Origin of the sequence: Serratia sp. CMO1, from assembly GCF_015689115.1 — a bacterium.
Classification (GTDB): domain Bacteria; phylum Pseudomonadota; class Gammaproteobacteria; order Enterobacterales; family Enterobacteriaceae; genus Serratia; species Serratia marcescens.
In genome coordinates this window covers 779,189-801,807 of sequence record NZ_CP065032.1, presented here as the reverse complement: position 1 = coordinate 801,807, position 22,619 = coordinate 779,189, and the positions used below count along the sequence as shown (strand labels likewise).

The following is a 22,619-nucleotide window of genomic DNA, read 5'->3' as shown; positions in this document are numbered from 1 at the left end:
ATGACCTTTACATTCAATGGATTGGAAAAATAATCGCATGAATAGCACCGATAAACTCGATTCGCACACGCCGATGATGCAGCAGTACCTGCGCCTCAAGGCCCAGCATCCTGAAATCCTGCTGTTCTACCGCATGGGCGACTTCTACGAGCTGTTTTACGACGACGCCAAGCGCGCTTCCCAACTGCTGGATATCTCGCTGACCAAACGCGGCGCCTCGGCGGGTGAACCGATTCCGATGGCCGGCGTGCCACACCATGCGGTAGAGAACTACCTGGCCAAGCTGGTGCAGCTCGGCGAGTCCGTCGCCATCTGTGAGCAGATCGGCGATCCGGCCACCAGCAAAGGGCCGGTCGAGCGCAAAGTGGTGCGTATCGTCACCCCCGGCACCATCACCGACGAAGCGCTGCTGCAAGAACGCCAGGACAACCTGCTGGCGGCGATCTGGCAGGATGCGCGTGGCTTCGGTTATGCCACTCTGGACGTCAGCTCCGGCCGCTTCCGCGTCGCCGAGCCGCAGGATTTGGAAACCATGGCTGCCGAGCTGCAGCGTACCAATCCAGCCGAGCTGCTCTACCCGGAAACCTTCGAACAAATGGCGCTGATCGAACAACGCCACGGCCTGCGCCGCCGCCCGCTGTGGGAATTCGAACTGGAGACCGCACGCCAGCAGCTCAACCTGCAGTTCGGCACCCGCGACTTGACCGGTTTCGGCGTCGAGCAGGCGCACCAGGCGCTGCGCGCCGCCGGCTGCCTGCTGCAATACGTCAAAGATACCCAGCGTACTTCGCTGCCGCATATTCGCGGCATCACTATGGAGCGCCAGCAGGACGGCATCATCATGGACGCCGCGACCCGCCGCAACCTGGAACTGACGCAGAGCCTGTCCGGCGGCAACGACAACACGCTGGCGGCGATCCTCGATCGCACGGTCACGCCGATGGGCAGCCGCATGCTGAAACGCTGGCTGCACATGCCGACCCGCGATATCAAGGTTCTCACCGCCCGCCAACAGGCGATCGGCGCATTGCAGGAGCTGTTCGCCGATCTGCAGCCTTCGCTGCGCCAGGTGGGCGATCAGGAGCGAATTTTGGCGCGTCTGGCGCTGCGTACCGCGCGTCCGCGCGATCTGGCGCGCATGCGTCATGCTTTCCAGCAACTGCCGGACATCCGCGCGCTGCTGCAGGATGTGAAAACGCCGCACGTGCAGCAGTTGCTGTCGCAGGTGGGCCAGTTCGACGAGCTGCGCGAGCTGCTGGAACGCGCGGTGATTGAATCGCCGCCGGTATTGGTGCGCGACGGCGGCGTGATCGCCCCCGGTTACAACAGCGAGCTGGACGAGTGGCGCGCGCTGGCCGACGGCGCCAGCGACTACCTCGACCGGCTGGAGATCCGCGAGCGTGAAAAGCTGGGGCTGGATACGCTCAAGGTCGGTTTTAACGGCGTACACGGCTATTATATTCAGGTCAGCCGCGGTCAGAGCCACCTGGTGCCGATCCACTATGTACGCCGTCAGACGCTGAAAAACGCCGAGCGCTACATCATCCCGGAACTGAAAGAGTACGAAGACAAAGTGCTCACCTCCAAGGGTAAGGCGCTGGCGATCGAGAAAAGCCTGTACGACGAGCTATTCGATCTGCTGCTGCCGCACCTGGCGGAACTGCAACAAAGCGCCGCCGCGCTGGCCGAGCTGGACGTGCTGGCCAACCTGGCCGAGCGCGCAGATACCCTGAACTACGCTTGCCCGACCATGAGCGAGCAGCCGGGGATCCGCATTACCGAAGGCCGCCATCCGGTGGTGGAGCAGGTGCTGAGCGAGCCGTTTATCTCCAACCCGCTCACCCTGTCGCCGCAGCGCCGCATGCTGATCATAACCGGTCCGAACATGGGCGGTAAAAGCACCTATATGCGGCAAACGGCGCTGATTGTGCTGATGGCGCACATCGGCAGCTACGTGCCGGCCACCAAGGCCACCATCGGCCCGGTGGATCGCATCTTCACCCGCGTCGGCGCGGCGGACGATCTGGCTTCCGGCCGCTCCACCTTCATGGTGGAGATGACCGAAACCGCCAACATTCTGCACAACGCCACCGAGCACAGCCTGGTGTTGATGGATGAAATCGGCCGCGGCACCTCCACCTACGACGGCCTGTCGCTGGCCTGGGCCTGCGCCGAGAACCTGGCCAACCGCATCAAGGCGATGACGCTGTTCGCCACCCACTACTTCGAGCTGACGACCCTGCCGGAGAAAATGGAAGGCGTGGTCAACGTGCATCTGGATGCGCTTGAACACGGCGACACCATCGCCTTCATGCACAGCGTGCAAGACGGTGCCGCCAGCAAAAGCTATGGCCTGGCGGTCGCCGCGCTGGCCGGCGTGCCGCGCGACGTCATCAAACGCGCCCGTCAGAAACTGCGCGAGCTGGAGTCTATTTCCAGCCACACCGCATCGGGCAGCGTCGATGCCACCCAGATGACGCTGCTGCAGGAAGAGACCTCGCCGGCGGTAGAAGCCCTGGAGGCGCTGGATCCGGATTCCCTGTCGCCGCGACAGGCGCTGGAATGGATCTACCGACTGAAAAATATGGTGTAGTCTGGCGCCAAACGCGGGCATAAAAAAACGGTGAGCATCATGCTCACCGTTTTTATTTGATGCGGTTCAACAACCGGCGTTATTCGCGGAACAGCGCCTCAATGCTCAGGCCCTGCATCTGCAAAATCTCACGCAGACGGCGCAGACCTTCTACCTGAATCTGACGGACGCGCTCGCGCGTCAGGCCAATCTCCCGGCCTACGTCTTCCAGCGTCGCCGCTTCATAGCCCAACAGGCCGAAACGACGCGCCAACACTTCACGCTGTTTGGCGTTCAATTCGAACAGCCATTTGACGATGCTTTGCTTCATATCGTCATCTTGCGTGGTGTCTTCAGGCCCGTTGTCCTTCTCGTCGGCCAGAATGTCCAGCAGCGCTTTCTCCGAATCCCCGCCCAGCGGCGTATCCACCGAGGTGATGCGCTCATTCAGGCGCAGCATGCGGCTGACGTCATCCACCGGCTTGTCGAGTTGCTCGGCAATTTCTTCAGCGCTCGGTTCGTGATCCAGCTTGTGAGAAAGCTCGCGCGCGGTGCGCAGATAGACATTCAGTTCTTTGACGATATGGATAGGCAAACGAATGGTACGGGTTTGGTTCATGATCGCCCGTTCAATCGTCTGACGGATCCACCAGGTTGCATAAGTGGAGAAGCGGAAACCGCGTTCCGGGTCGAATTTTTCCACTGCGCGAATCAGACCGAGGTTACCCTCTTCGATCAGATCCAGCAGCGCCAGACCGCGGTTGCTGTAGCGGCGAGCGATTTTCACCACCAGCCGCAGGTTGCTTTCAATCATGCGGCGGCGGGACGGCACGTCACCGCGCAGAGCACGCCGCGCAAAATAGACTTCTTCCTCTGCGGTCAGCAGAGGTGAATAACCGATCTCACCCAGATAGAGCTGCGTCGCATCCAATACGCGTTGCGTAACGCCTTGAGACAACAGCTATTCTTCCGCTAAATCGTTCTCGCTGGTCTCTTCTTCTACCAGCGCTTTTTCATCAAACGACTCGGCCTCAGCTCCATTCTCGTCGAAATCCGCATCATCATGTAACTCGTTAACTTTCAGCGTATTTTGGCTCATATGCTGCTCCTACCCGTGATACCGCGAGCAGAATCTCAGCGTATTCTGCCCAATCTATCGCTGCGGAAGATAACGCAGCGGGTTTACGGATTTCCCCTTGTAACGAATTTCAAAATGCAAACGTACTGAACTGGTACCGGTGCTACCCATGGTGGCTATTTTTTGACCCGCCTTCACTTCTTGTTGTTCCCGGACCAGCATTGTGTCGTTATGAGCGTAGGCGCTCAGGTAATCATCATTATGTTTGATGATGATTAGATTACCGTAACCCCGTAAAGCGTTGCCGGCATACACTACGCGGCCATCGGCGGTAGCGAAGATAGGCTGCCCACGGGAACCGGCGATATCGACACCCTTATTCCCACCTTCTGATGAGGAAAAGTTATCAATAACCTTACCGTCAGTCGGCCATCTCCAGGTACTGACCGGAGCGCTGTTGCTGACGGTGCTGCTCACAGGTGGAGCGGCTTCCGGCGCGGTAACAGGCGCAGTCGCGGTCCCAACCGCTGCGGCACCTGCTGCAGGTAACATCTTACCTACATTCTGTTTACCCGAGTTTTCAGAATACGCGTTAGTTGATTGAGAATCAACCGTTGCCGTCTGGATCTGGGAGCTGGAAGGTGGCTTCGGAACACCGCCTTTGGTCGCGTCTGTCGTCGCCAACATGCCGCCGCCGCCGTTGGCAGAACCATTACCAAGCTGAATGGTTTGGCCAACATTCAGGCTGTATGGCTCGGGAATATTGTTGCGCTGCGCCAGGTCGCGGAAATCATTGCCGGTGATCCAGGCAATATAAAACAGCGTGTCACCGCGCTTGACCGTATAAGTTTCGCCGCCGCTGTAGCTCCCTTTAGGGATGGCGTTATAACTGCGGTTATAGACTATGCGGCCCTCTGGGCTGGCCTGCTGCACTCCGCCATTATTATTGCCGGATGGAGCGGCACCGCCGCCCCCCACGCTGCTGATAGGAGCCGACGTCGAGGCCGTATTCGTACAACCCGCCAACCACAAACTTACCATCGTACACACCGCTACCCGGCGTAACGTAATCATTGGGCTTCCCGTGCTCATGCTTCCCCCATGACAGCAATATCAGTGATATATCCAAAATACCCTTTACATCGTAGCCGAGCTTTTGCCACTTCCCAGTTTCTGCGATGTAAAGGCGCCGCCGGCCGATCCCTGAACGCCAGGTCATCTCGCGCCGGAGCATCAAAACGCGCGCCAATGCTAACCACATTGGCGTTGCCGCACCATAAGACAACTACGTAGAAAGGCCAATTCTAGTGAAAATTAGCCTGATTGGAACGAGAAAACCTTATCCGGCCATGATGAAAGTGCAACAGATTTTGCAGACGGTCGAAAATTCAGACAATCGCTAGGCCAATTCGCCTTTCACCAACGGCACAAAGCGCACTGCCTCTACCGCATCGATAACGAAATCGTTGCCATGACGCTGAATGCGTTTGAGGGTTTGAGCCTGCTCGCCCACCGGCAACACCAAAATGCCGCCATCGTCCAGCTGCTCCACCAGCGCCTGCGGGATCTCCGGCGGCGCGGCAGTGACGATGATCGCATCGAACGGGCCGCGCGAGGCCCACCCCTGCCAGCCGTCGCCGTGGCGGGTGGAAACATTGTGAAGATCGAGCTGTTTCAGGCGGCGCTTGGCCTGCCACTGCAGCCCCTTGATGCGTTCGACGGAACAAACGTGTTGCACCAGATGTGCCAGGATAGCGGTTTGATAACCGGAACCGGTGCCGATCTCCAACACCCTTGAGGTAGGTTTCAGATTCAGCAGCTCGGTCATCCGCGCCACCATATAAGGCTGGGAAATGGTCTGACCGGAACCGATCGGCAATGCGGTGTTTTCGTAGGCCTTATGATCCAGCGCTTCATCGACAAAACGCTCGCGCGGCACCGCTTCGATCGCCCGCAGCAGCTTTTCGTCCCGGATCCCCTGCTGCCGCAGCTGCGTCAGCAATGTTTGCATGCGCTTATTCACCATTCCCCGCTAACCTCTGCCTTGGTTAACCATGTTTTCACGACTTCTTGCGCCGCGTAGGCGGTTAAATCCACCTGTAGCGGCGTTATCGCCACATAGCCTTGTTCCACCGCCGCAAAGTCGGTATCCGGCCCGGCATCAAATTTATCACCAGGCGGCCCGATCCAGTAGATATTTTGTCCGCGCGGATCCTGCTGGCAGAAGACCTTGTCGGCAGGATGGCGGCTGCCGCAGCGGGTAACGCGCAGGCCTTTGATCTCAGCCAGCGGCAGATCCGGTACGTTAATATTCAGGATTTTTCCGGTACGTAACGGTTCACGCTGCAGCGCGCGCAGGATGCGGCAGGTAATGGCCGCTGCGGTCGCGTAGTGTTGGTGACCGTTCAGAGACACCGCCAGCGCGGGCAGCCCCAGGTGCCGGCCCTCCATCGCCGCCGCGACGGTGCCGGAATAGATAACGTCGTCACCCAAATTCGGCCCGGCATTAATGCCGGAGACCACGATATCGGGCGCCGGGCGCATCAATGCGTTGACGCCAAGGTAAACGCAGTCGGTCGGCGTCCCTTGCAACACCGCAATATCCCCGTTGGCCAGCGTCTGCGTGCGCAACGGCGACTCCAGCGTTAAGGCGTTGGAAGAGCCGCTGCGGTTACGATCCGGCGCCACGACCTGCACTTCGGCGAATTCCCGCAGCGCCGCCGCCAGCACCTGAATGCCCTGGGCGCTGACGCCGTCATCGTTACTCAGCAATATCCGCATCACTGTCATCCTGCTGCATAATTTCACGCACCACGCTGGTCGCGAAGCTGCCTGCCGGCAGCCAGAAACGCAATTCTACGGTAACGTCATCCCACCAGTTCCACTGCAAATTTTGCGGCTGCAACAGCAGGGCCCGGCGAGCGGGGTCGACACGCTCGCGCTTTAAAAGCGTAAGCAATTCCGGTTGTTCCGCCAAGCAGTGTTGTTCAAAAGCCAAGGCTTGGCCGGCGGTGCCTGGCTCTCCGTCGCCCGGCAAGGAGGCCGTGATCGCCAGCTCGCCGGCATCCAGCCGCTGTTGCAACGTCTCCAGCTCATCGGCTTTGGCGACGAACCAGCTACCGCGGCCGCTCAACTGCAGGGCATCCCCCTCCAGCACGGTGCGCTGCAGGCCGTCGGCCAGGCGCCGGCCGGCTATCAGATTGAACAGCGCACTGCGGCTGGCGGAAAGGTAGAAGCTGCGCTTGCTGCGCTCTTTAACGCGGATTTCGTCGTTCGCCCAGCGGCGCGCCATCACCAGATTGTTGCCGCCGCGGCCGAAGCGTTGGCTGCCGAAATAGTTTGGCACACCCTGCGCGGCGATAGTCTGCAGGCGACGTTCCACGTCCTGCCGATCGGAAATCTGGCGCAGCACCAACGTAAAGTGGTTGCCCTTCAGGTTGCCGATGCGCATTTTACGCAGGTGGCGGGCAGACGAGAGCACCTCGCAGCCTTCCAGCGTAAACCGGGAGAAATCCGGCGTGTCCTTACCCGGCATATGCAGGCAGAACCACTGCTCGGTCACCGCGTGGCGATCCTTCAAACCGGCATAGCTGACAGAACGGGCGTGAATGCCGGCGAAGCGCGCCAGGTAATCGGCCACGAACTGGGTATTGCAGCCGTTTTTACGGATATTCACCAGCACGTGCTCGCCTTCGCCGTCCGGCGCAAAGCCCAGATCTTCGACCACCACGAAATCTTCCGGATTGGCTTTCAACACCCCGGAGCTCTGCGGCCGGCCATGCAGCCAGGTCAGATTCGCCATATCCATGCGGTTATTCCTTGATCAGCAAGGCGACCGCTTCGCACGCGATGCCCTCGCCGCGCCCGGTGAAACCGAGCTGCTCGGTGGTCGTGGCCTTCACGTTGACGTCATCCATATGGCACTGCAAATCTTCCGCCAGGAAGACGCGCATCTGCGGGATGTGCGGCGCCATTTTCGGCGCCTGGGCAATAATCGTGATGTCGAGATTGCCGAGGCGGTACCCTTTGGCGCGGATGCGTTTCCAGGCTTCGCGCAGCAGCTCGCGGCTGTCCGCGCCCTTGAAAGCCGGATCGGTATCGGGGAACAGCTTGCCGATATCGCCCAGCGCCGCCGCCCCCAACAGGGCGTCGGTGGCGGCATGCAGCGCGACGTCACCATCGGAGTGGGCCAGCAAGCCTTTGTCGTAAGGGATGCGAACACCACCGATCACCAACGGGCCTTCGCCGCCGAATTTATGTACATCAAAACCGTGACCGATACGCATGATGCGCTCCTTAATTGTCTAACTGGGTCAAATAGAACGCCGCCAGCGCCAAATCCTCCGGCCGCGTTACTTTAATGTTGTCCGCCCGGCCGGCGATCAGCAGCGGATGATAGCCGCAATGTTCCAGCGCCGAGGCTTCGTCGGTGACGTTCGCGCCTTCATCCAGCGCGCGCTGCAGGCACAGCTTGAGCAGCGGCAGCGGAAACAGCTGCGGCGTCAGCGCATGCCACAGATCCTGCCGTTCGACGGTGTGGGCGATGGTTTCGCGGCCAGGTTCGGCGCGTTTCATGGTGTCGCGCACCGGCGCGGCGAGAATGCCGCCGACCTTGCTATGTGCGGTGATCGCCAGCAGACGCTCGAGATCGTCGGCGTGCAGGCAGGGGCGCGCGGCGTCATGCACCAGCACCCAGTCCGCATCACCCGCCAGTTTCAGCCCGGCCATCACCGAATCGGCGCGCTGCTTGCCGCCTTCGGTGACGATCACCCGCGGATCCTGGGCGATCGGCAACTGTTCGAACTGGCGATCTTCGGGGCCGATCGCCACGATCACCCGTTCAATGCGCGGGTGGCGCAACAGGGCGTGAATGGCGTGTTCGACGATGCTGTGCCGGCCGATGGTTAAATATTGCTTCGGGCATTCCGCCTGCATGCGGCTGCCGATACCGGCAGCGGGCAGGACGGCAATCACCGAGGGAAAGGTACCTGCGGAGTGATTCATGCGTTATTTTTGTGCGTTGTTTTGCGAAGAAGACGCCGCGTTGCGTCTGGATTGGTCAGGAACCAGACGATAGAAAGTCTCACCGGGCTTGATCATGCCCAGCTCATTACGCGCACGCTCTTCGATCGCTTCCTGTCCGCCGTTCAAATCATCGATTTCGGCAAACAGCTGATCGTTACGCGCTTTCAACTTGGCGTTGTTGCCCTGCTGGACCGCAACGTCTTCATTGACCCGCACGTAATCGTGAATACCATTTTTGCCCAGCCACAGTGAATACTGTAACCAACCGAGCAATGCCAGCAATAGCAGCGTAAGTTTTCCCATCTCCGCCCCCTGAAAAACCGACCAATCATCCCACAACTTCTCGTTGGACTCCACACTGAGAGCGGCATTTCAGCGCCAAATTCAGAATACGGATGAAGGGTTCCCGTGTTTATCGCCTAATTCCGCTGTGAAAGCGGCAAAAAACGCCCCTTTGGCTCGGCGCGCGCGCCGCGTTTTCCAATGAGACACACGCTGCCCCACCTCCATTATGCAGCAAGAATCACTGCATCACCGCTTCCTGACCCATCGCTTACGCCACAGCAAAGCAAAAAGTGAATATTTAACACCATAGAGAGAATAATCCTCATGCAGCGGTTGCACTTTCATTCATTGAAGCTTATTTTTATGCACTCATAGTGCATAAATAATTCCAATATATAACCATTCATTATCGGGGATCGCGATGTTAAAACGTTTAGTTCTGATCGGCGCCTGCCTGGCCGCCACCTTCTCCATCGCCGCGTTGGCGGCTGAACCAACCTACGTCGTCGGCTCCGGCGGCACCTATCGGCCGTTCGAATTTGAAAACAGCCAAAAGCAGCTTGAAGGTTTCGACATCGACATCATCAAGGCGGTGGCCAAGGCTGAAGGCTTCCAAATCAAACTGATCAATACGCCGTGGGAAGGGATCTTCGCCACGCTGAACTCCGGCGATCGCGATATCATCATCTCCGGCATCACCATCACCGACAAGCGCAAGCAAATGGTTGATTTCTCAGCGCCTTACTTCCCGGCTGAGCAGGCTATCGTGGTGCCGCAAGACTCGACGGTGGACTCCATCGCCGCACTGAAAGCGCTGAAGGTCGGCGTGGTAAACTCCAGCACCGGCGACATCGTGGTGTCCGACGTGCTGGGTAAAAACAGCACCGCCATCAAGCGCTTTGACAACACCCCGCTGATGCTGCAGGAGCTGTATGAAGACGGCATCGGCGCGGCGGTCGGCGACGTCGGCGTGGCCAAGTTCTATATCAAAACCCACCCTGAGAAAGCCTTCAAGCTGGTGCCCGACGCCAAGTTCGAGCGCCAGTATTTCGGCATCGCCGTCGCCAAAGGCAACGATGAACTGCGCAACAAGATCAACGCCGGCCTGAAGAAAATCGTCGCCGACGGCACCTACGCCAAGATCTACCAAACCTGGTTCGACAGTAACGTACCGACGCTGCCGGCGGAATAATCCCCAGTCGCCGGCGCCCGCAAGAGCGTCGGCGCGCCACCGTTTCAGCCTACCAAGAAGGAATACCCCTTGAACTTCCGCTGGGAGATCATCCAGGAATACGCGCCGCTGTTTATGGAAGGCGCCTGGATGACCATCAAATGCACCATTATCTGCGTGCTGCTGGGCACCACCTGGGGCTTGATCCTCGGGCTGGGCCGTTTGGCGCAGGCGCCGCACGGCATCTGGAAACCCATCCTGCATTACGGCGTTCAGTGGCCGGTGCGCATCTACATCAGCGCCTTTCGCGGCACGCCGCTGTTCGTGCAGATCATGGTGGTGCACTTCGCGCTGGTGCCGCTGTTCATCAACCCGCGTGACGGTCTGCTGGTCACCAGCGGCCTGATGAGCGTCGATTTCGCTCGCGCGCTGCGCGCCGACTACGGCGCCTTTCTCTCCTGCGTGGTGGCGATCACGCTCAACGCCGGCGCCTATGTGTCGGAAATCTTCCGCGCCGGGATCCAGTCGATCGATCGCGGCCAGATGGAGGCATCGCGCTCGCTGGGCATGAGCTATGGCAAGACCATGCGTCAGGTGATCCTGCCGCAGGCTTTCCGCCGCATGCTGCCGCCGCTGGGCAACAACGCCATCGCCATCGTCAAGGATTCGTCGCTGGCCTCCGCCATCGGCCTGGCGGATCTGGCCTATGCCGCCCGTACCGTCTCCGGCGCCTACGCCACCTACTGGGAGCCCTATCTGACCATTTCGCTGGTCTATTGGGTCATCACCTTCCTGCTCTCGCTGCTGGTGCAGCACATGGAAAAGAGGTTCGGTAAAAGTGATTCGCGTACATAACCTGCAAAAACAGTTCGGCGAAAGCCATGTGCTGCGCGGCATTTCTTGCCAGATCGCCGCCAACGAAGTGGTGTGCGTCATCGGCCCTTCCGGCTCGGGAAAAAGCACCTTCCTGCGCTGCATCAATGCGCTGGAAACGCTCTCCGGCGGCGAGATCGAGGTGAACGGCTTCGCCGTCCACGATCAGAAAACCGACCTGAACAAAATGCGTGAAAGCGTGGGCATGGTGTTCCAGCGCTTCAACCTGTTCCCACACATGACGGTGTTGGAAAATATCATCATGGCGCCGGTGAGCGTGAAGAAACAGCCGCGCGCTGAAGCCATCGCACAAGCCGAGCAGCTGCTGCTCAAGGTTGGCCTGCTCGACAAGATCGACGCCTATCCCAACAGTCTGTCCGGCGGCCAGCAGCAGCGGGTGGCCATCGCCCGCGCGCTGGCGATGGAGCCGAAGATCATGTTGTTCGACGAACCGACCTCCGCGCTCGATCCTGAGCTGGTGGGCGAAGTGTTGGCGGTGATGAAATCACTGGCCCTCGAGGGCATGACCATGGTGGTGGTGACGCATGAGATGGGCTTTGCCCGCGAGGTGGCCGACCGGGTACTGTTTATCGATCAGGGGATCATTCAGGAAGAGGGGCAGCCGCAGCAGATCTTCAGTCACCCGTCCAATCCGCGCACTCAGGCATTTTTGAGCAAAGTTTTGTAACCTTCGGCACGGCTTTGCAATCCTGCGGGCGCCGGCATCGGCGCCCACTCTCTCACCACCCGGTCAGGAAGCTGAACACCAGCCAGAACAGGCACAGCACAACGGCGCCGGTCAGCAGCAGCGTCAAGATCAGACGGCCGCGCAGCAGCATGCTGAGAGTGATGCCGATCAGCACCGACAGCGGCATCAGCGCCAGGAAAAACGGCCAGGTATAGAGCAGGAAAAACAGCGTGTTGGAACCGTAAACCAGAAACGGCAACGCGAACGCCAGCCAGTAGAAAACAAAGCCGCTGACGCCGCCCAGGAAAGAATAAGAAGGCTCCTCTCTCTCCTGTTTTGACTGCTTGGAGTCGATCAAGATAGGCGTGACATTTTGCATAGTGATCCCTGGTTATTCGGCTCGCTCTGCGGCGGCTTAGAGTAAAAAGCGCATGGCGAAAAACGCCACACGCTTTTTTTGAATTCAGGGTTTGATAATAGCCTGACCACGCAACACGTCTAACAATTGCGCAATCAAATTTGTTACCAATTGTTGGCCGTCGAGGTGGATTTCCGGCTGCTGCGGCGCCTCATAAACCGCGTCGATACCGGTGAAATTGCGCAGCTCGCCGGCGCGCGCTTTCTTATACAATCCCTTCGGATCGCGCGCCTCACAGATCGCCAACGGCGTGTCGACGAACACCTCGATAAAGCGATCGTCGCCGAGCATCTCGCGCACCAGTTGCCGCTCGGCGCGGTGCGGCGAAATGAACGCGGTCAGCACCACCAGCCCGGCATCCACCATCAGTTTGGCCACTTCGCCCACCCGGCGGATGTTCTCGCGCCGATCCTCGTCGGAAAAACCGAGATCCCGGCACAAACCGTGGCGCACGTTATCGCCGTCCAGCAGATAGGTGCTGACGCCAAGCCCATGCAGCGCTTGCTCCAGCGCGCCGGCGACGGTGGATTTGCCCGAGCCGGACAGCCCGGTAAACCACAGCACCGCGCCGCGGTGGCCGTTGCGCGCTTCGCGATCCGCGCGCGTGACCGCGTGCGGATGCCAAACCACGTTCTCATCGTCCGGCCCGGTCGCCCTCAGTTCAGCGGCCACCTTATCGGCCACCGAGCAGATCGCGGGCGCCCCAGTGCGGGAAGTGCTTGCGCACCAGCGCATTCAGCTCCAGCTCGAAGGCGCTGAATTCTCCGCGCGCCGCCGATGCGGCCTGCAGCGTTTCACGCACCAGACCGGCGCCAACCGTCACGTTGCTCATGCGATCGATGAAGATCAGCCCGCCGGTGTCGTGGTTGCTCTGGTAGCTGTCCAGCACCAGCGGTTCGTCGAAGGTCAGCTCCACCAACCCGATGCCGTTGAGCGGCAATGTGTCAGCCGGATGCTGCGCCAGCGTGTTGATCTCCACCTGATGGCGGATGCTCTCCACGCGGGCGCGGGTCTTTTTGCCGGCGATCTTGATGTCGTAGCTCTGGCCCGGCACCAGCGGCTGCTCGGCCATCCATACCACGTCCACCCGCGCGCTCTGCGCCGCCTGCAGGTTTTCGCCGGCGTCGACCAGCAAATCGCCGCGGCTGATGTCCACTTCATCTTTCAGCACCAGCGTAATCGCCTCGCCCGGCACCGCTTCTTGCAGATCGCCGTCAAAAGTCACGATGCGCGCCACGCTGGACTCCACGCCGGAAGGCAGCACTTTGATGCGTTGCCCCACCCGCACCACGCCGGCGGACAGCGTGCCGGCATAACCGCGAAAATCGAGGTTCGGGCGGTTGACGTACTGTACCGGGAAACGCAGCGGCTGGTTTTCTCGCTCGCTGATCACATCAACGCTCTCCAGCACTTCCAGCAGCGTCGGGCCGCTGTACCACGGCATATGGGCGCTTTCGCTCGCCACGTTGTCGCCGTCCAGCGCCGACAACGGCACGAACTTGATGTCCAGATCGCCAGGCAACTGCTGGGCGAAGGTCAGGTAATCCTGTTTGAACTGCTCGAACACCGCTTCCTGATAGTCCACCAGATCCATTTTGTTTACCGCGACCACCAGATGGCGAATGCCCAGCAGGGTCGCGATAAAGCTGTGGCGGCGAGTCTGATCCAGCACCCCTTTGCGCGCGTCGATCAACAGGATCGCCAGATCGCAGGTCGAGGCGCCGGTGGCCATGTTGCGGGTGTACTGCTCATGCCCCGGAGTATCGGCAATGATAAATTTACGTTTTTCGGTCGAGAAATAGCGATAGGCCACGTCGATGGTGATGCCCTGCTCGCGCTCGGCCTGCAGGCCGTCCACCAGCAGCGCCAGGTCGAGCTTTTCGCCCTGAGTACCGATGCGTTTGCTGTCGCTGTGCAGCGTCGACAGCTGATCCTCGTAGATCTGGCGGGTATCGTGCAGCAGGCGGCCAATCAGGGTGCTTTTGCCGTCATCGACGCTGCCGCAGGTCAGAAAGCGCAGCAGGCTCTTGTGCTGCTGCGCGTGCAGGTAGGACTCGACGCCGCCCTGGTCAGCGATTTGTTGTGCAATTGCGTTGTTCATCCGGCGGCTCCTTAGAAATACCCTTGACGCTTTTTCAGCTCCATCGAGCCGGACTGATCGCGATCGATCATCCGCCCCTGGCGTTCGCTGGTGGTGGAGACCAGCATCTCTTCGATGATCTCCGGCAGGGTTTGCGCCTGCGAATCCACCGCGCCGGTCAGCGGCCAGCACCCCAGAGTGCGGAAACGCACCATGCGCTGGCTGATCACTTCACCCGGCTGCAGATCGATGCGATCGTCGTCCACCATCATCAGCATGCCGTCGCGCTCCACCACCGGGCGAGGTTTCGCCAGGTACAGCGGCACGATGTCGATCTTTTCCAGGAAGATGTACTGCCAGATATCCAGCTCGGTCCAGTTCGACAGCGGGAACACGCGGATGCTCTCCCCTTTGTTGATCTGGCCGTTGTAGTTGTGCCACAGCTCCGGCCGCTGGTTTTTCGGATCCCAGCGGTGGAAGCGATCGCGGAACGAATAGATGCGCTCTTTGGCGCGCGATTTCTCCTCGTCGCGCCGCGCACCGCCGAAGGCAGCGTCGAAACCGTACTTGTTCAACGCCTGCTTCAGGCCCTCGGTTTTCATGATATCGGTATGCTTGGCGCTGCCGTGCACGAACGGGTTGATGCCCATCGCCACCCCTTCCGGGTTTTTATGCACCAGCAGCTCGAAGCCGTACTCCTTAGCGGTGCGATCGCGGAATTCGTACATTTCGCGGAACTTCCAGCCGGTATCGACATGCAGCAGCGGGAACGGCAGCGTGCCGGGGAAGAACGCCTTGCGCGCCAAATGCAGCATCACGGAAGAGTCTTTGCCGATGGAATACAGCATCACCGGGTTGGCGAATTCAGCGGCGACTTCACGGATGATATGGATACTCTCCGCCTCCAATTGCCGCAAATGAGTGAGTCGTTTTTCGTCCATAACAGATCCTTAAAAGCCTTGCCTATGCCAAATTCACGACGGCCGGGCGCGCGGCCCCTTCCGTCTGCGATTGATGCCCGAACCAGGCGATTTGATGGTGCAGTTCCACCACTTCGCCAATCACCAGCAGCGCCGGCAGCGGCGCCCGTTGGGCCAGGTGTTCCAGGTGTTCCAGCGTGCCGATCTGCACCTGCTGATCGGCGCGCGTGCCGCGGCTGATCACCGCTACCGGCGTCGCGGCGTCGCGACCGTGGGCGATCAGACGTTGGCTGATGTCCGCCGCCTTCATAGTGCCCATGTAGATAGCCAGCGTCTGCCGCGCCCGGGCCAGATCGGCCCAGTCCAGACCATCGCCGTCCGGGCGGCAGTGGCCGGTGATAAAGGTCACGCTCTGCGCGTGATCGCGATGCGTCAGCGGAATGCCGGCGTAGGCGGTCGCCCCCGCGGCGGCCGTGACGCCCGGCACCACCTGGAACGGAATGCCGGCGGCGGCGGCCACCTGCAGCTCTTCGCCGCCGCGGCCAAAGATGAACGGATCGCCGCCCTTGAGGCGCACCACGCGTTTGCCCTGCTGCGCCAGCTCCACCAGCAGCCGGTTGGTCTCTTCCTGGATCACCGAGTGCGCGCCGGCGCGCTTGCCCACGCAGATGCGCTCGGCGTCGCGGCGCACCAGATCGAGGATCTCGCCGCTGACCAGATGGTCATACAGCACCACGTCCGCCTGCTGCATCACCTGCAGCCCGCGCAGGGTCAACAGCCCCACGTCGCCCGGCCCGGCGCCCACCAGGGCGATCTCGCCCTGTGCGCCTTCATCGCCTGCGGCGAAGCGGTGTAAATCCTGCTCCAGCTGCCGTTCCGCCTGCGCCGTCTGGCCGTTGGCCACCAGCGTGGCGAAACGGCCGCCGAAGGTTTTCTCCCAGAAACGGCGACGTTCGCCGATCGAAGCCAACCGCCGTTTGACCTGGCCGCGCCAACGGCCCGCCACCTGCGCCATCTGCCCCAAACTGGCGGGCAGCAACGCCTCCAGCTTTTCGCGCAGCAGTCGCGCCAGCACCGGCGCCTGGCCGCTGGACGACACCGCCACCACCAGCGGCGAGCGATCGATGATCGACGGGAAAATGAATGAGCAGCGCGGCTGATCGTCCACCACGTTGGCCAACACCCGGCGTTTATCCGCCTCGGCGAACACCGCGGCGTTCAGCGCGTTGTCGTCCGTGGCGGCGATCGCCAGAAACACGTCGTCCAACTGCTGCGGATCAAAGCTTTTCCCCAGCCAGAGCACCTGCCCTTGCTGACGTTGTTGTTCCAGTTCCGGTGAGAGCGACTGCGCAACTATCCGTATTTCAGCCCCGGCGCGCTGAAGCAGATCGACTTTGCGCGCAGCCACGTCACCACCGCCAACGACCAGCACCGGGCGTTGTTTCAGGTCGGCGAATATTGGTAGATAGTCCACAACAGCCTTTTCATATAACAGAAAGATAGTGTGACTATACGGGCTGAGATTTAGCCTCTGAAATGACGAAAAGGAATGATTAGTTCCTTTATGGAATATAGGCCGCAACGCAGGAAGCAAACGGTAATACTCACGGCGGCGGTTTGCGCGTTCGTGCGAAATTAAGAGACAGGGAAATTGTGTAATGCCGCCCGGCGTCTCATACTGGGTGCCGAAGAAAAATGATCGGCAGCGCCGATAGCAAAGAAGGATTTTTCGGTATGTTTTCCCGTTTTTACCTGAAGACCAGCCTGCTGGCCCTCGCACTCGGCGGCGTCTTCAGCGTTTGTGCCGCACAGCCCGTAAAAGACGCGCCAATGGGCCGTTTCGCCGCCGAACAGACCCGCCACATCGCCACTTACTTCCCCGGCCGCATGGCGGGCAGCCCGGCAGAATTGCTCACCGCCGACTATCTGAAGCAGCAATTCAGCAAGATGGGTTACCAAAGCGACATTCGCAGCGTCAATACGCGCTATCTCTACACCAGCAAAGACGGCAAGAAGAACTGGAACAACGTCACCGCCAGCTCGGTGATCGCCGCCCGCAACGGCGACAGCCCAAAACAGATCGTGGTCGTCGCCCACTTCGACACCTATACGCCGCAGAGCGATGAGGATCTGGATAACAACCTCGGCGGCTTGACGCTGCAGGGCGTCGACGACAACGCCTCCGGCATCGGCGTGATGCTGGAACTGGCGGAACGCCTGAAGAACATTCCCACCGCCTACGGCCTGCGCTTCGTCGCCACCAGCGCCGAAGAGATCGGTTCACTGGGGGCGCAGAACTACTTGCAACGCATGAGCGCGGAAGAGAAAAGCAACACCGTGCTGGTGATCAACCTCGACAGCCTGATCACCGGCGATCGTCTGTATTTCAACGCCGGGCGCAACACGCCGCCGCAAATGGCGAAGCGTTCCCGCGATCGCGCGCTGGATATCGCCCACCGCTACGGCATCGCCGCCGCCACCAATCCGGGCAGCGCACAGCATCCGAAAGGCACCGGCTGCTGCTCTGATCAAGAGGTGTTCGACGCCGCTGGCATCCCGGTGCTGTCGGTGGAGGCCACCAACTGGTCGCTGGGCGGTAAAGATGGCTACCAACAGCGCGCCGTCAGCCCGCACTTCCCGCAGGGCATCACCTGGCACCGTCCGCAGTATGACAATCTGCAGTATCTGGATCGCTACCTGCCGGGGCGGATCGACAAACGCAGCCGCGACAGCGTGCAGATCCTGCTGCCGCTGATCAAAGAGCTGGCGCAGGCGCACCCGCCGAAAGCGCAGAAGAAAAAGTAGCCCGCAAAAAAACAGGGCCCAGCATTGCTGAGCCCTGTCATGTTGATCGCGCCGTTTAGCCTTCGTGCAGGCCGCACTCGCGCTTCAGGCCGAAGAAACGCGTCTCTTCCTCGCTCATGCCCGGCTCCCACTTCTGGGTGGTGTGGGTATCGCCGACCGACAGGTAACCCTGCTCCCACAGCGGGTGATAACTCAGCCCGTGTTCGGTCAGATACTGGTAAATCTTGCGGTTGTCCCAGTCGATGATCGGCAGGATCTTGAACACCCCACGCTGCACCGCCAGTACCGGCAGATTGGCGCGGCTGCCTGACTGCTCGCGCCGCAGGCCGGCGAACCAGCTCTGCGCGCCCAGCGTCTCCAGCGCGCGGTTCATCGGCTCGACCTTATTGATCTGGTTGTATTTTTCAATCCCTTCCACGCCCTGCTCCCACAGCTTGCCATAGCGCGCCTCTTGCCAGGCGGGAGACTGCTCCGCGCGGAACACCTGCAGATTCAGCTTCAGTTGGTCGGTCAGTTGATCAATAAAGCGATAGGTTTCCGGGAACAGATAACCGGTGTCGGTCAGGATCACCGGGATATCCGGCCGGATACGCGTCACCAGGTGCAGGCATACCGCCGCCTGAATGCCGAAACTGGACGAGAGTACGAATTCGCCGGGCAGATGCTCCAGCGCCCATGCAACGCGCTGTTCGGCGCTGAGGGTCTCCAGTTGGCCATTGACCACCGCTAATGCCAGCGCCTGCCCGGATTTGGGCAACGCGTTCAGCGCCGCCAGATCGAATTCAGCCATGTTGTCTCTCCTGATACTTGAAATGACCTGTGCGGCCCCTCTGCCCAGGGGCCGCCGGCCTCACTCCCAAAAATCTCGCGCCGGATCCAGCACCGGTTTGACGATGCCCGCGCGAACGGTGAAGTCGCCGAAACCTTCGCCGGCGTTGCGCTCCTTCGCCCAGCGCCCCACCAGCAGATCGATCTCGCTCAGGATCTCATCTTCGTTGATGTTCTCGCGGTACATGCGCGGAATGCGCGTGCCTTCGCGGTTGCCGCCCAAATGCAGGTTATAGCGGCCGACCGCCTTGCCCACCAGCCCCAGCTCCGCCAGTAGCGCGCGGCCACAGCCGTTCGGGCAGCCGGTGATGCGCAGCACGATATGCTCGTCACCCACCCCGTGCCGATGCATGATCCCTTCCACCTTGGTGACAAACTGCGGCAGGAAACGCTCGGCCTCCGCCATCGCCAGCGGGCAGGTCGGGAACGACACGCAGGCCATCGAGTTTTTGCGTTGCTCGCTGATCTCGTCGTCGATCAGGCCATGATCGCGCGCCAAGGCTTCGATCTTCGCCTTTTCGCTTTCCGGCACGCCGGCGATGATCACGTTTTGGTTCGCCGTCAGGCGGAAGTCGCCTTTATGGATCTTGGCGATCTCCGCCATACCGGTCTTCAGCGGGCGCCCCGGATAGTCCAGCAGGCGGCCGTTCTCGATAAACAGCGTCAGGTGCCACTGATCGTCGATGCCCTTCACCCAACCGATGCGATCGCCGCGGCCGGTGAATTCATACGGCCGAATCGGCGCGAAGGTGATGCCGGCGCGCTTTTCCACTTCGGCGCGGAAAACGTCCACCCCGACGCGCTCCAGCGTGTATTTGGTTTTGGCGTTCTTGCGATCGGTGCGGTTGCCCCAGTCGCGCTGTGTGGTCACCACCGCTTCAGCCACCGCCAGCGTATGCTCGAGCGGAATGTAGCCGAACTCGCTGGCCTGACGCGCGTAGGTTTTCTTGTTGCCGTGCTCAATGGACAGCCCGCCGCCCACCAGCAGGTTGAAGCCCACCAGCTTGCCGTTTTCGGCGATCGCCACGAAGTTCATGTCGTTGGCGTGCAGATCGACGTCGTTCTGCGGCGGGATCACCACCGTGGTTTTGAATTTGCGCGGCAGGTAGGTCGGCCCCAGAATCGGCTCTTCGTCGGTAGTGGCCACCTTCTCCTGATCCAGCCACACCTCTGCGTAAGCGCGGGTGCGCGGCAGCAGGTGTTCGGAGATCTTCTTCGCCCACTCGTAGGCTTCCTGATGCAGCTCGGACTCCACCGGGTTGGAGGTGCACAGCACATTGCGGTTCACGTCGTTGGCGGTCGCCAGCGCGTCCAGCCCCAGGCGGTTCAGCAGCTGGTGCACCGGTTTGACGTTGCCTTTCAGAATGCCGTGAAACTGGAACGTCTGGCGGTTGGTGATGCGAATGCTGCCGTACAGCGTGCTCTCCTGCGCGAACTTGTCGATGCCCAGCCACTGCTGCGGGCTGATGACGCCGCCCGGCAGGCGACAGCGCAGCATCATGGCGTGGCGCGGCTCCAGCTTCTGCTCGGCGCGTTCGGCGCGAATGTCGCGGTCATCCTGCTGGTACATGCCGTGAAAACGGATCAGCAGGAAGTTGTCGCCGTTGAAGCCGCCGGTCAGGCCGTCGTTCAAATCTTCGGCGATGGTGCCGCGCAGGAAGTTGCTCTCCTTCTTCATGCGCTCCGCATCGGCCAGTTTGCCTTCGACTACCAAAGGCCCGGGGTGTTTATCACTCATCAGTAAACATCTCGCTGATAACGGCGCTCAAGGCGCAGCTCACTTAAAAATTCATCCGCCTGCTCGGTATCCATGCCACCGTGCTCGGCCACCAGTTCCAGTAATGTGTTTTCCACGTCTTTCGCCATGCGATTGGCATCGCCGCAGACGTAAATGTGCGCGCCTTCCTGAATCCAGCGCCACACTTCCGCGCCCTGTTCGCGCAGTTTGTCTTGTACGTATATTTTATGTTGCTGGTCGCGGGACCAGGCCAGATCGATGCGGGTCAGCAGGCCGTCTTTCACGTAGCGCTGCCATTCAACCTGGTACAGGAAATCTTCGGTAAAGTGCGGGTTGCCGAAAAACAGCCAGTTTTTGCCGCCGGCGCCGTCGGCGTCGCGCTGCTGCATAAAGGCGCGGAACGGCGCGATGCCGGTGCCCGGGCCGATCATGATCACCGGCGTTTCCGGGTTGGCCGGCAGACGGAAGTTGTCGTTGTGCTCGATAAACACCCGCACGTCGCCGTCCTCCTCCAGGCGATCCGCCAGGAAGCCGGAGGCGCCGCCGCTGCGGGCGCGCCCGTCGATGTCGTAACGCACCACGCCCACGGTGATGTGCACTTCGCTTTCGTTCTCCGCCTGCGAAGAGGCGATGGAGTACAGGCGCGGCGTCAGCGGACGCAGCAGACCGATCAGCTGTTCGGCGCTCAGATCCGCCGGCGCCTGGCGCACCATGTCGACGATCGGTGTGTTGTGCGCGTAATGCTGCAGCGCGGCTTTATCCGCCAGCAGGCCGATCAGCGTTTCGTCGCGCGACAGCGCGGCGTATTTATCGACGATCGGCGTGGTGTTCTGCGTCAGCTCGAAATGGCTGCGCAGCGCCTGCGCCAGCGGCAGGGTCTGCCCTTCCACCTCGACCGGCTCGTCGCCTTTCAGCCACAACAGCTGCACCAGTTCGTCCACCAGCGCCGGATCGTTGTCGAACCATACGCCGAGCGCATCGCCCGGCTGATAGCGCAGGCCGGAGTCGCCCAGATCGATCTCGATATGGCGCACGTCTTTATCCGACGCGCGGCCGGTAATTTTCTGCTTGACCGCCAGTTGGGCGGTGAGCGGTTGTTCCTTGCTGTACGGACTGCTGTCGATCAGGTCAACCGCGCCGCTGGCCAACACGCCCGGCGCGGTGCTTTCCGCCGGCGCGCGCGCCTTCAGCACCGACACCACCTGTTTGCGCCAGGCGGCGGCCAGCTCCTGGTACTCCACGTCGGCATCCACGCGCTCCACCAGGCGCTCGGCACCCAGCTCGGCCAGCTTGCCGTCGAAATCCTTACCAGACTGGCAGAAATTCTCATAAGAGGTGTCGCCCAGCCCGAACACCGCAAAAGCGGTATCATTCAGCTTCGGCGCCTTTTTCGAGAACAGGAATTTATGCAGCGCCACCGCTTCTTCCGCCGGCTCGCCTTCCCCTTGCGTGGAGGCGACGATCACCAGCAGGCGCTCTTGAGCTATCTGCTTGAACTTGTAGTCGCCGGCACTGATCAGCGTGGCGCTCAGATTGGCGGCCAGCAGATCGTCGCGCAGCTGCTCCGCCAGGCGGCGCGCATTGCCGGTCTGCGAAGCGGAAATGATGGTGATGCCGGCGGCAGCCGCAGGGGCAACAGGCGCAATGGCCACGGCTCCGGGCTGTTGATTGACCATGCCCCAAAAATAACCGGACAGCCACGCCAGCTGCGTCGGCGAATAGTCGCCGATCGTCGCCTGCAGGCGCGCCAGCTGTTCGGGCGTCAGCGGGAGCAAAGATGTTGGAGGAGCCTGAGTCGTCATTGCTGTACTTATTTCCTATACTTAGCGCCTTTCCTGCCAGGCGCGCGCCAGTGTCAGTCGCTGTCTCTTCGCTGCGTCGGGTGTGCGGAAAAGATCAGGAGAGTTTGTAAGGTTACCGAGCAGAATAGCAACGATTAAATAAGGGATAGCAATAAATCATAACCAAAATGACTAAGCTGTTTTTCTGGTAAGGCATAACGCTTAAACCGTTAAACAAAGTTTTTTATCCAGATGAAATTAAAGCGCTTTTTTTCATCGTTTTTTCACCGTTCAACATTTCGGCTCATAACCCCAGCCGATAGGTGCCGCAAACACCAAACAAAAAAAGTGTTAAAC

The 22,619-nt window shown here is 60.5% G+C and carries 20 protein-coding genes and 1 pseudogene; 5 read left to right on the top strand and 16 right to left on the bottom strand.

The window, feature by feature from the left end:
* Positions 1–37 precede the first annotated feature (37 nt).
* Positions 38–2,593 carry a DNA mismatch repair protein MutS gene (gene mutS / locus IT763_RS03660; RefSeq protein ID WP_206195185.1) on the top strand — a complete coding sequence of 852 codons (2,556 nt, stop codon included), beginning with the start codon at positions 38–40 and terminating at the stop codon, positions 2,591–2,593.
* Between the two features lie 79 nt (positions 2,594–2,672).
* On the opposite strand, the pseudogene rpoS reads toward mutS, so the two are convergent.
* From rpoS to ftsB, 8 genes and pseudogenes are all read right to left on the bottom strand, one after another.
* Positions 2,673–3,671, bottom strand: a pseudogene (gene rpoS, locus IT763_RS03655) (RNA polymerase sigma factor RpoS).
* 54 nt (positions 3,672–3,725) lie between these two features.
* The gene (nlpD, locus tag IT763_RS03650) at positions 3,726–4,724 is read right to left on the bottom strand and encodes a murein hydrolase activator NlpD (protein ID WP_015376692.1); all 999 of its coding nucleotides are present in this window, start codon (positions 4,722–4,724) and stop codon (positions 3,726–3,728) included.
* 325 nt (positions 4,725–5,049) lie between these two features.
* On the bottom strand, positions 5,050–5,676 hold the full coding sequence (locus tag IT763_RS03645) for a protein-L-isoaspartate(D-aspartate) O-methyltransferase (protein ID WP_033641281.1): 627 nt from the start codon (positions 5,674–5,676) through the stop codon (positions 5,050–5,052).
* Positions 5,670–6,431: a 5'/3'-nucleotidase SurE gene (gene surE / locus IT763_RS03640; RefSeq protein WP_206195184.1), complete on the bottom strand. Its 762-nt coding sequence runs from the start codon at positions 6,429–6,431 to the stop codon at positions 5,670–5,672. Before surE ends, IT763_RS03645 begins: the two co-directional genes overlap by 7 nt.
* Positions 6,412–7,458, bottom strand: coding sequence for a tRNA pseudouridine(13) synthase TruD (gene truD, locus IT763_RS03635; protein WP_206195183.1), 1,047 nt, complete (start codon positions 7,456–7,458; stop codon positions 6,412–6,414). The genes surE and truD overlap by 20 nt, the downstream gene beginning before the upstream one ends.
* 4 nt (positions 7,459–7,462) lie before the next feature.
* On the bottom strand, positions 7,463–7,936 hold the full coding sequence (gene ispF, locus IT763_RS03630; protein WP_004932594.1) for a 2-C-methyl-D-erythritol 2,4-cyclodiphosphate synthase: 474 nt from the start codon (positions 7,934–7,936) through the stop codon (positions 7,463–7,465).
* 10 nt (positions 7,937–7,946) lie between these two features.
* On the bottom strand, positions 7,947–8,654 hold the full coding sequence (gene ispD, locus IT763_RS03625; protein ID WP_097102739.1) for a 2-C-methyl-D-erythritol 4-phosphate cytidylyltransferase: 708 nt from the start codon (positions 8,652–8,654) through the stop codon (positions 7,947–7,949).
* A gap of 3 nt (positions 8,655–8,657) precedes the next feature.
* Positions 8,658–8,978, bottom strand: coding sequence for a cell division protein FtsB (ftsB, locus tag IT763_RS03620; protein ID WP_016929043.1), 321 nt, complete (start codon positions 8,976–8,978; stop codon positions 8,658–8,660).
* Positions 8,979–9,381: 403 nt separating this feature from the next.
* Here ftsB and IT763_RS03615 point away from each other — a divergent pair, with 403 nt between their 5' ends.
* From IT763_RS03615 to IT763_RS03605, 3 genes are all read left to right on the top strand, one after another.
* Complete coding sequence (locus IT763_RS03615) at positions 9,382–10,152, top strand: basic amino acid ABC transporter substrate-binding protein (protein WP_016929044.1); 771 nt, start codon at positions 9,382–9,384, stop codon at positions 10,150–10,152.
* Positions 10,153–10,266: 114 nt separating this feature from the next.
* Complete coding sequence (locus IT763_RS03610; RefSeq protein WP_042706788.1) at positions 10,267–10,986, top strand: amino acid ABC transporter permease; 720 nt, start codon at positions 10,267–10,269, stop codon at positions 10,984–10,986.
* Positions 10,970–11,692 carry an amino acid ABC transporter ATP-binding protein gene (locus IT763_RS03605; protein WP_016929046.1) on the top strand — a complete coding sequence of 241 codons (723 nt, stop codon included), beginning with the start codon at positions 10,970–10,972 and terminating at the stop codon, positions 11,690–11,692. Before IT763_RS03610 ends, IT763_RS03605 begins: the two co-directional genes overlap by 17 nt.
* A gap of 52 nt (positions 11,693–11,744) precedes the next feature.
* Here IT763_RS03605 and IT763_RS03600 read toward each other — a convergent pair whose 3' ends face one another.
* The 5 genes from IT763_RS03600 to cysG all read right to left on the bottom strand — a co-directional run bounded on the left by IT763_RS03600 (position 11,745) and on the right by cysG (position 16,584).
* Positions 11,745–12,071: a DUF3561 family protein gene (locus tag IT763_RS03600; RefSeq protein WP_016929047.1), complete on the bottom strand. Its 327-nt coding sequence runs from the start codon at positions 12,069–12,071 to the stop codon at positions 11,745–11,747.
* Between the two features lie 84 nt (positions 12,072–12,155).
* Positions 12,156–12,845, bottom strand: coding sequence for an adenylyl-sulfate kinase (gene cysC, locus IT763_RS03595; protein ID WP_079450100.1), 690 nt, complete (start codon positions 12,843–12,845; stop codon positions 12,156–12,158).
* Complete coding sequence (gene cysN / locus IT763_RS03590; protein ID WP_016929049.1) at positions 12,784–14,211, bottom strand: sulfate adenylyltransferase subunit CysN; 1,428 nt, start codon at positions 14,209–14,211, stop codon at positions 12,784–12,786. The genes cysC and cysN overlap by 62 nt, the downstream gene beginning before the upstream one ends.
* 11 nt (positions 14,212–14,222) lie before the next feature.
* Positions 14,223–15,131: a sulfate adenylyltransferase subunit CysD gene (cysD, locus tag IT763_RS03585; RefSeq protein WP_004932620.1), complete on the bottom strand. Its 909-nt coding sequence runs from the start codon at positions 15,129–15,131 to the stop codon at positions 14,223–14,225.
* 22 nt (positions 15,132–15,153) lie between these two features.
* Positions 15,154–16,584: a siroheme synthase CysG gene (gene cysG, locus IT763_RS03580; RefSeq protein ID WP_016929050.1), complete on the bottom strand. Its 1,431-nt coding sequence runs from the start codon at positions 16,582–16,584 to the stop codon at positions 15,154–15,156.
* Positions 16,585–16,844: 260 nt separating this feature from the next.
* On the opposite strand from cysG, the gene IT763_RS03575 reads away from it, so the two are divergent.
* Positions 16,845–17,915, top strand: coding sequence for an aminopeptidase (locus IT763_RS03575; protein ID WP_206195182.1), 1,071 nt, complete (start codon positions 16,845–16,847; stop codon positions 17,913–17,915).
* 55 nt (positions 17,916–17,970) lie between these two features.
* Here IT763_RS03575 and IT763_RS03570 read toward each other — a convergent pair whose 3' ends face one another.
* Genes IT763_RS03570 through cysJ form a run of 3 tightly spaced genes read right to left on the bottom strand, consistent with a single transcriptional unit; the run spans position 17,971 to position 22,283 of the window.
* Entirely contained in the window at positions 17,971–18,705 is a 735-nt protein-coding gene (locus IT763_RS03570; protein ID WP_016929052.1) for a phosphoadenylyl-sulfate reductase, read from the bottom strand.
* Between the two features lie 60 nt (positions 18,706–18,765).
* Complete coding sequence (gene cysI / locus IT763_RS03565; RefSeq protein ID WP_197782033.1) at positions 18,766–20,481, bottom strand: assimilatory sulfite reductase (NADPH) hemoprotein subunit; 1,716 nt, start codon at positions 20,479–20,481, stop codon at positions 18,766–18,768.
* On the bottom strand, positions 20,481–22,283 hold the full coding sequence (cysJ, locus tag IT763_RS03560) for an NADPH-dependent assimilatory sulfite reductase flavoprotein subunit (protein WP_206195181.1): 1,803 nt from the start codon (positions 22,281–22,283) through the stop codon (positions 20,481–20,483). Before cysJ ends, cysI begins: the two co-directional genes overlap by 1 nt.
* Positions 22,284–22,619 lie beyond the last annotated feature (336 nt).

Excerpts from the sequence above, each read along its gene's own strand:
- mutS (WP_206195185.1), top strand. The coding sequence starts at position 38 with ATGAATAGCACCGATAAACTCGATTCGCACACGCCGATGATGCAGCAG.
- nlpD (WP_015376692.1), bottom strand. The coding sequence starts at position 4,724 with ATGATTACGTTACGCCGGGTAGCGGTGTGTACGATGGTAAGTTTGTGG.
- IT763_RS03645 (WP_033641281.1), bottom strand. The coding sequence starts at position 5,676 with ATGGTGAATAAGCGCATGCAAACATTGCTGACGCAGCTGCGGCAGCAG.
- surE (WP_206195184.1), bottom strand. The coding sequence starts at position 6,431 with ATGCGGATATTGCTGAGTAACGATGACGGCGTCAGCGCCCAGGGCATT.
- truD (WP_206195183.1), bottom strand. The coding sequence starts at position 7,458 with ATGGATATGGCGAATCTGACCTGGCTGCATGGCCGGCCGCAGAGCTCC.
- ispF (WP_004932594.1), bottom strand. The coding sequence starts at position 7,936 with ATGCGTATCGGTCACGGTTTTGATGTACATAAATTCGGCGGCGAAGGC.
- ispD (WP_097102739.1), bottom strand. The coding sequence starts at position 8,654 with ATGAATCACTCCGCAGGTACCTTTCCCTCGGTGATTGCCGTCCTGCCC.
- ftsB (WP_016929043.1), bottom strand. The coding sequence starts at position 8,978 with ATGGGAAAACTTACGCTGCTATTGCTGGCATTGCTCGGTTGGTTACAG.
- IT763_RS03615 (WP_016929044.1), top strand. The coding sequence starts at position 9,382 with ATGTTAAAACGTTTAGTTCTGATCGGCGCCTGCCTGGCCGCCACCTTC.
- IT763_RS03610 (WP_042706788.1), top strand. The coding sequence starts at position 10,267 with ATGGAAGGCGCCTGGATGACCATCAAATGCACCATTATCTGCGTGCTG.
- IT763_RS03600 (WP_016929047.1), bottom strand. The coding sequence starts at position 12,071 with ATGCAAAATGTCACGCCTATCTTGATCGACTCCAAGCAGTCAAAACAG.
- cysC (WP_079450100.1), bottom strand. The coding sequence starts at position 12,845 with ATGCGCTGGTGCGCAAGCACTTCCCGCACTGGGGCGCCCGCGATCTGC.
- cysN (WP_016929049.1), bottom strand. The coding sequence starts at position 14,211 with ATGAACAACGCAATTGCACAACAAATCGCTGACCAGGGCGGCGTCGAG.
- cysD (WP_004932620.1), bottom strand. The coding sequence starts at position 15,131 with ATGGACGAAAAACGACTCACTCATTTGCGGCAATTGGAGGCGGAGAGT.
- IT763_RS03575 (WP_206195182.1), top strand. The coding sequence starts at position 16,845 with ATGTTTTCCCGTTTTTACCTGAAGACCAGCCTGCTGGCCCTCGCACTC.
- IT763_RS03570 (WP_016929052.1), bottom strand. The coding sequence starts at position 18,705 with ATGGCTGAATTCGATCTGGCGGCGCTGAACGCGTTGCCCAAATCCGGG.
- cysI (WP_197782033.1), bottom strand. The coding sequence starts at position 20,481 with ATGAGTGATAAACACCCCGGGCCTTTGGTAGTCGAAGGCAAACTGGCC.
- cysJ (WP_206195181.1), bottom strand. The coding sequence starts at position 22,283 with ATGACGACTCAGGCTCCTCCAACATCTTTGCTCCCGCTGACGCCCGAA.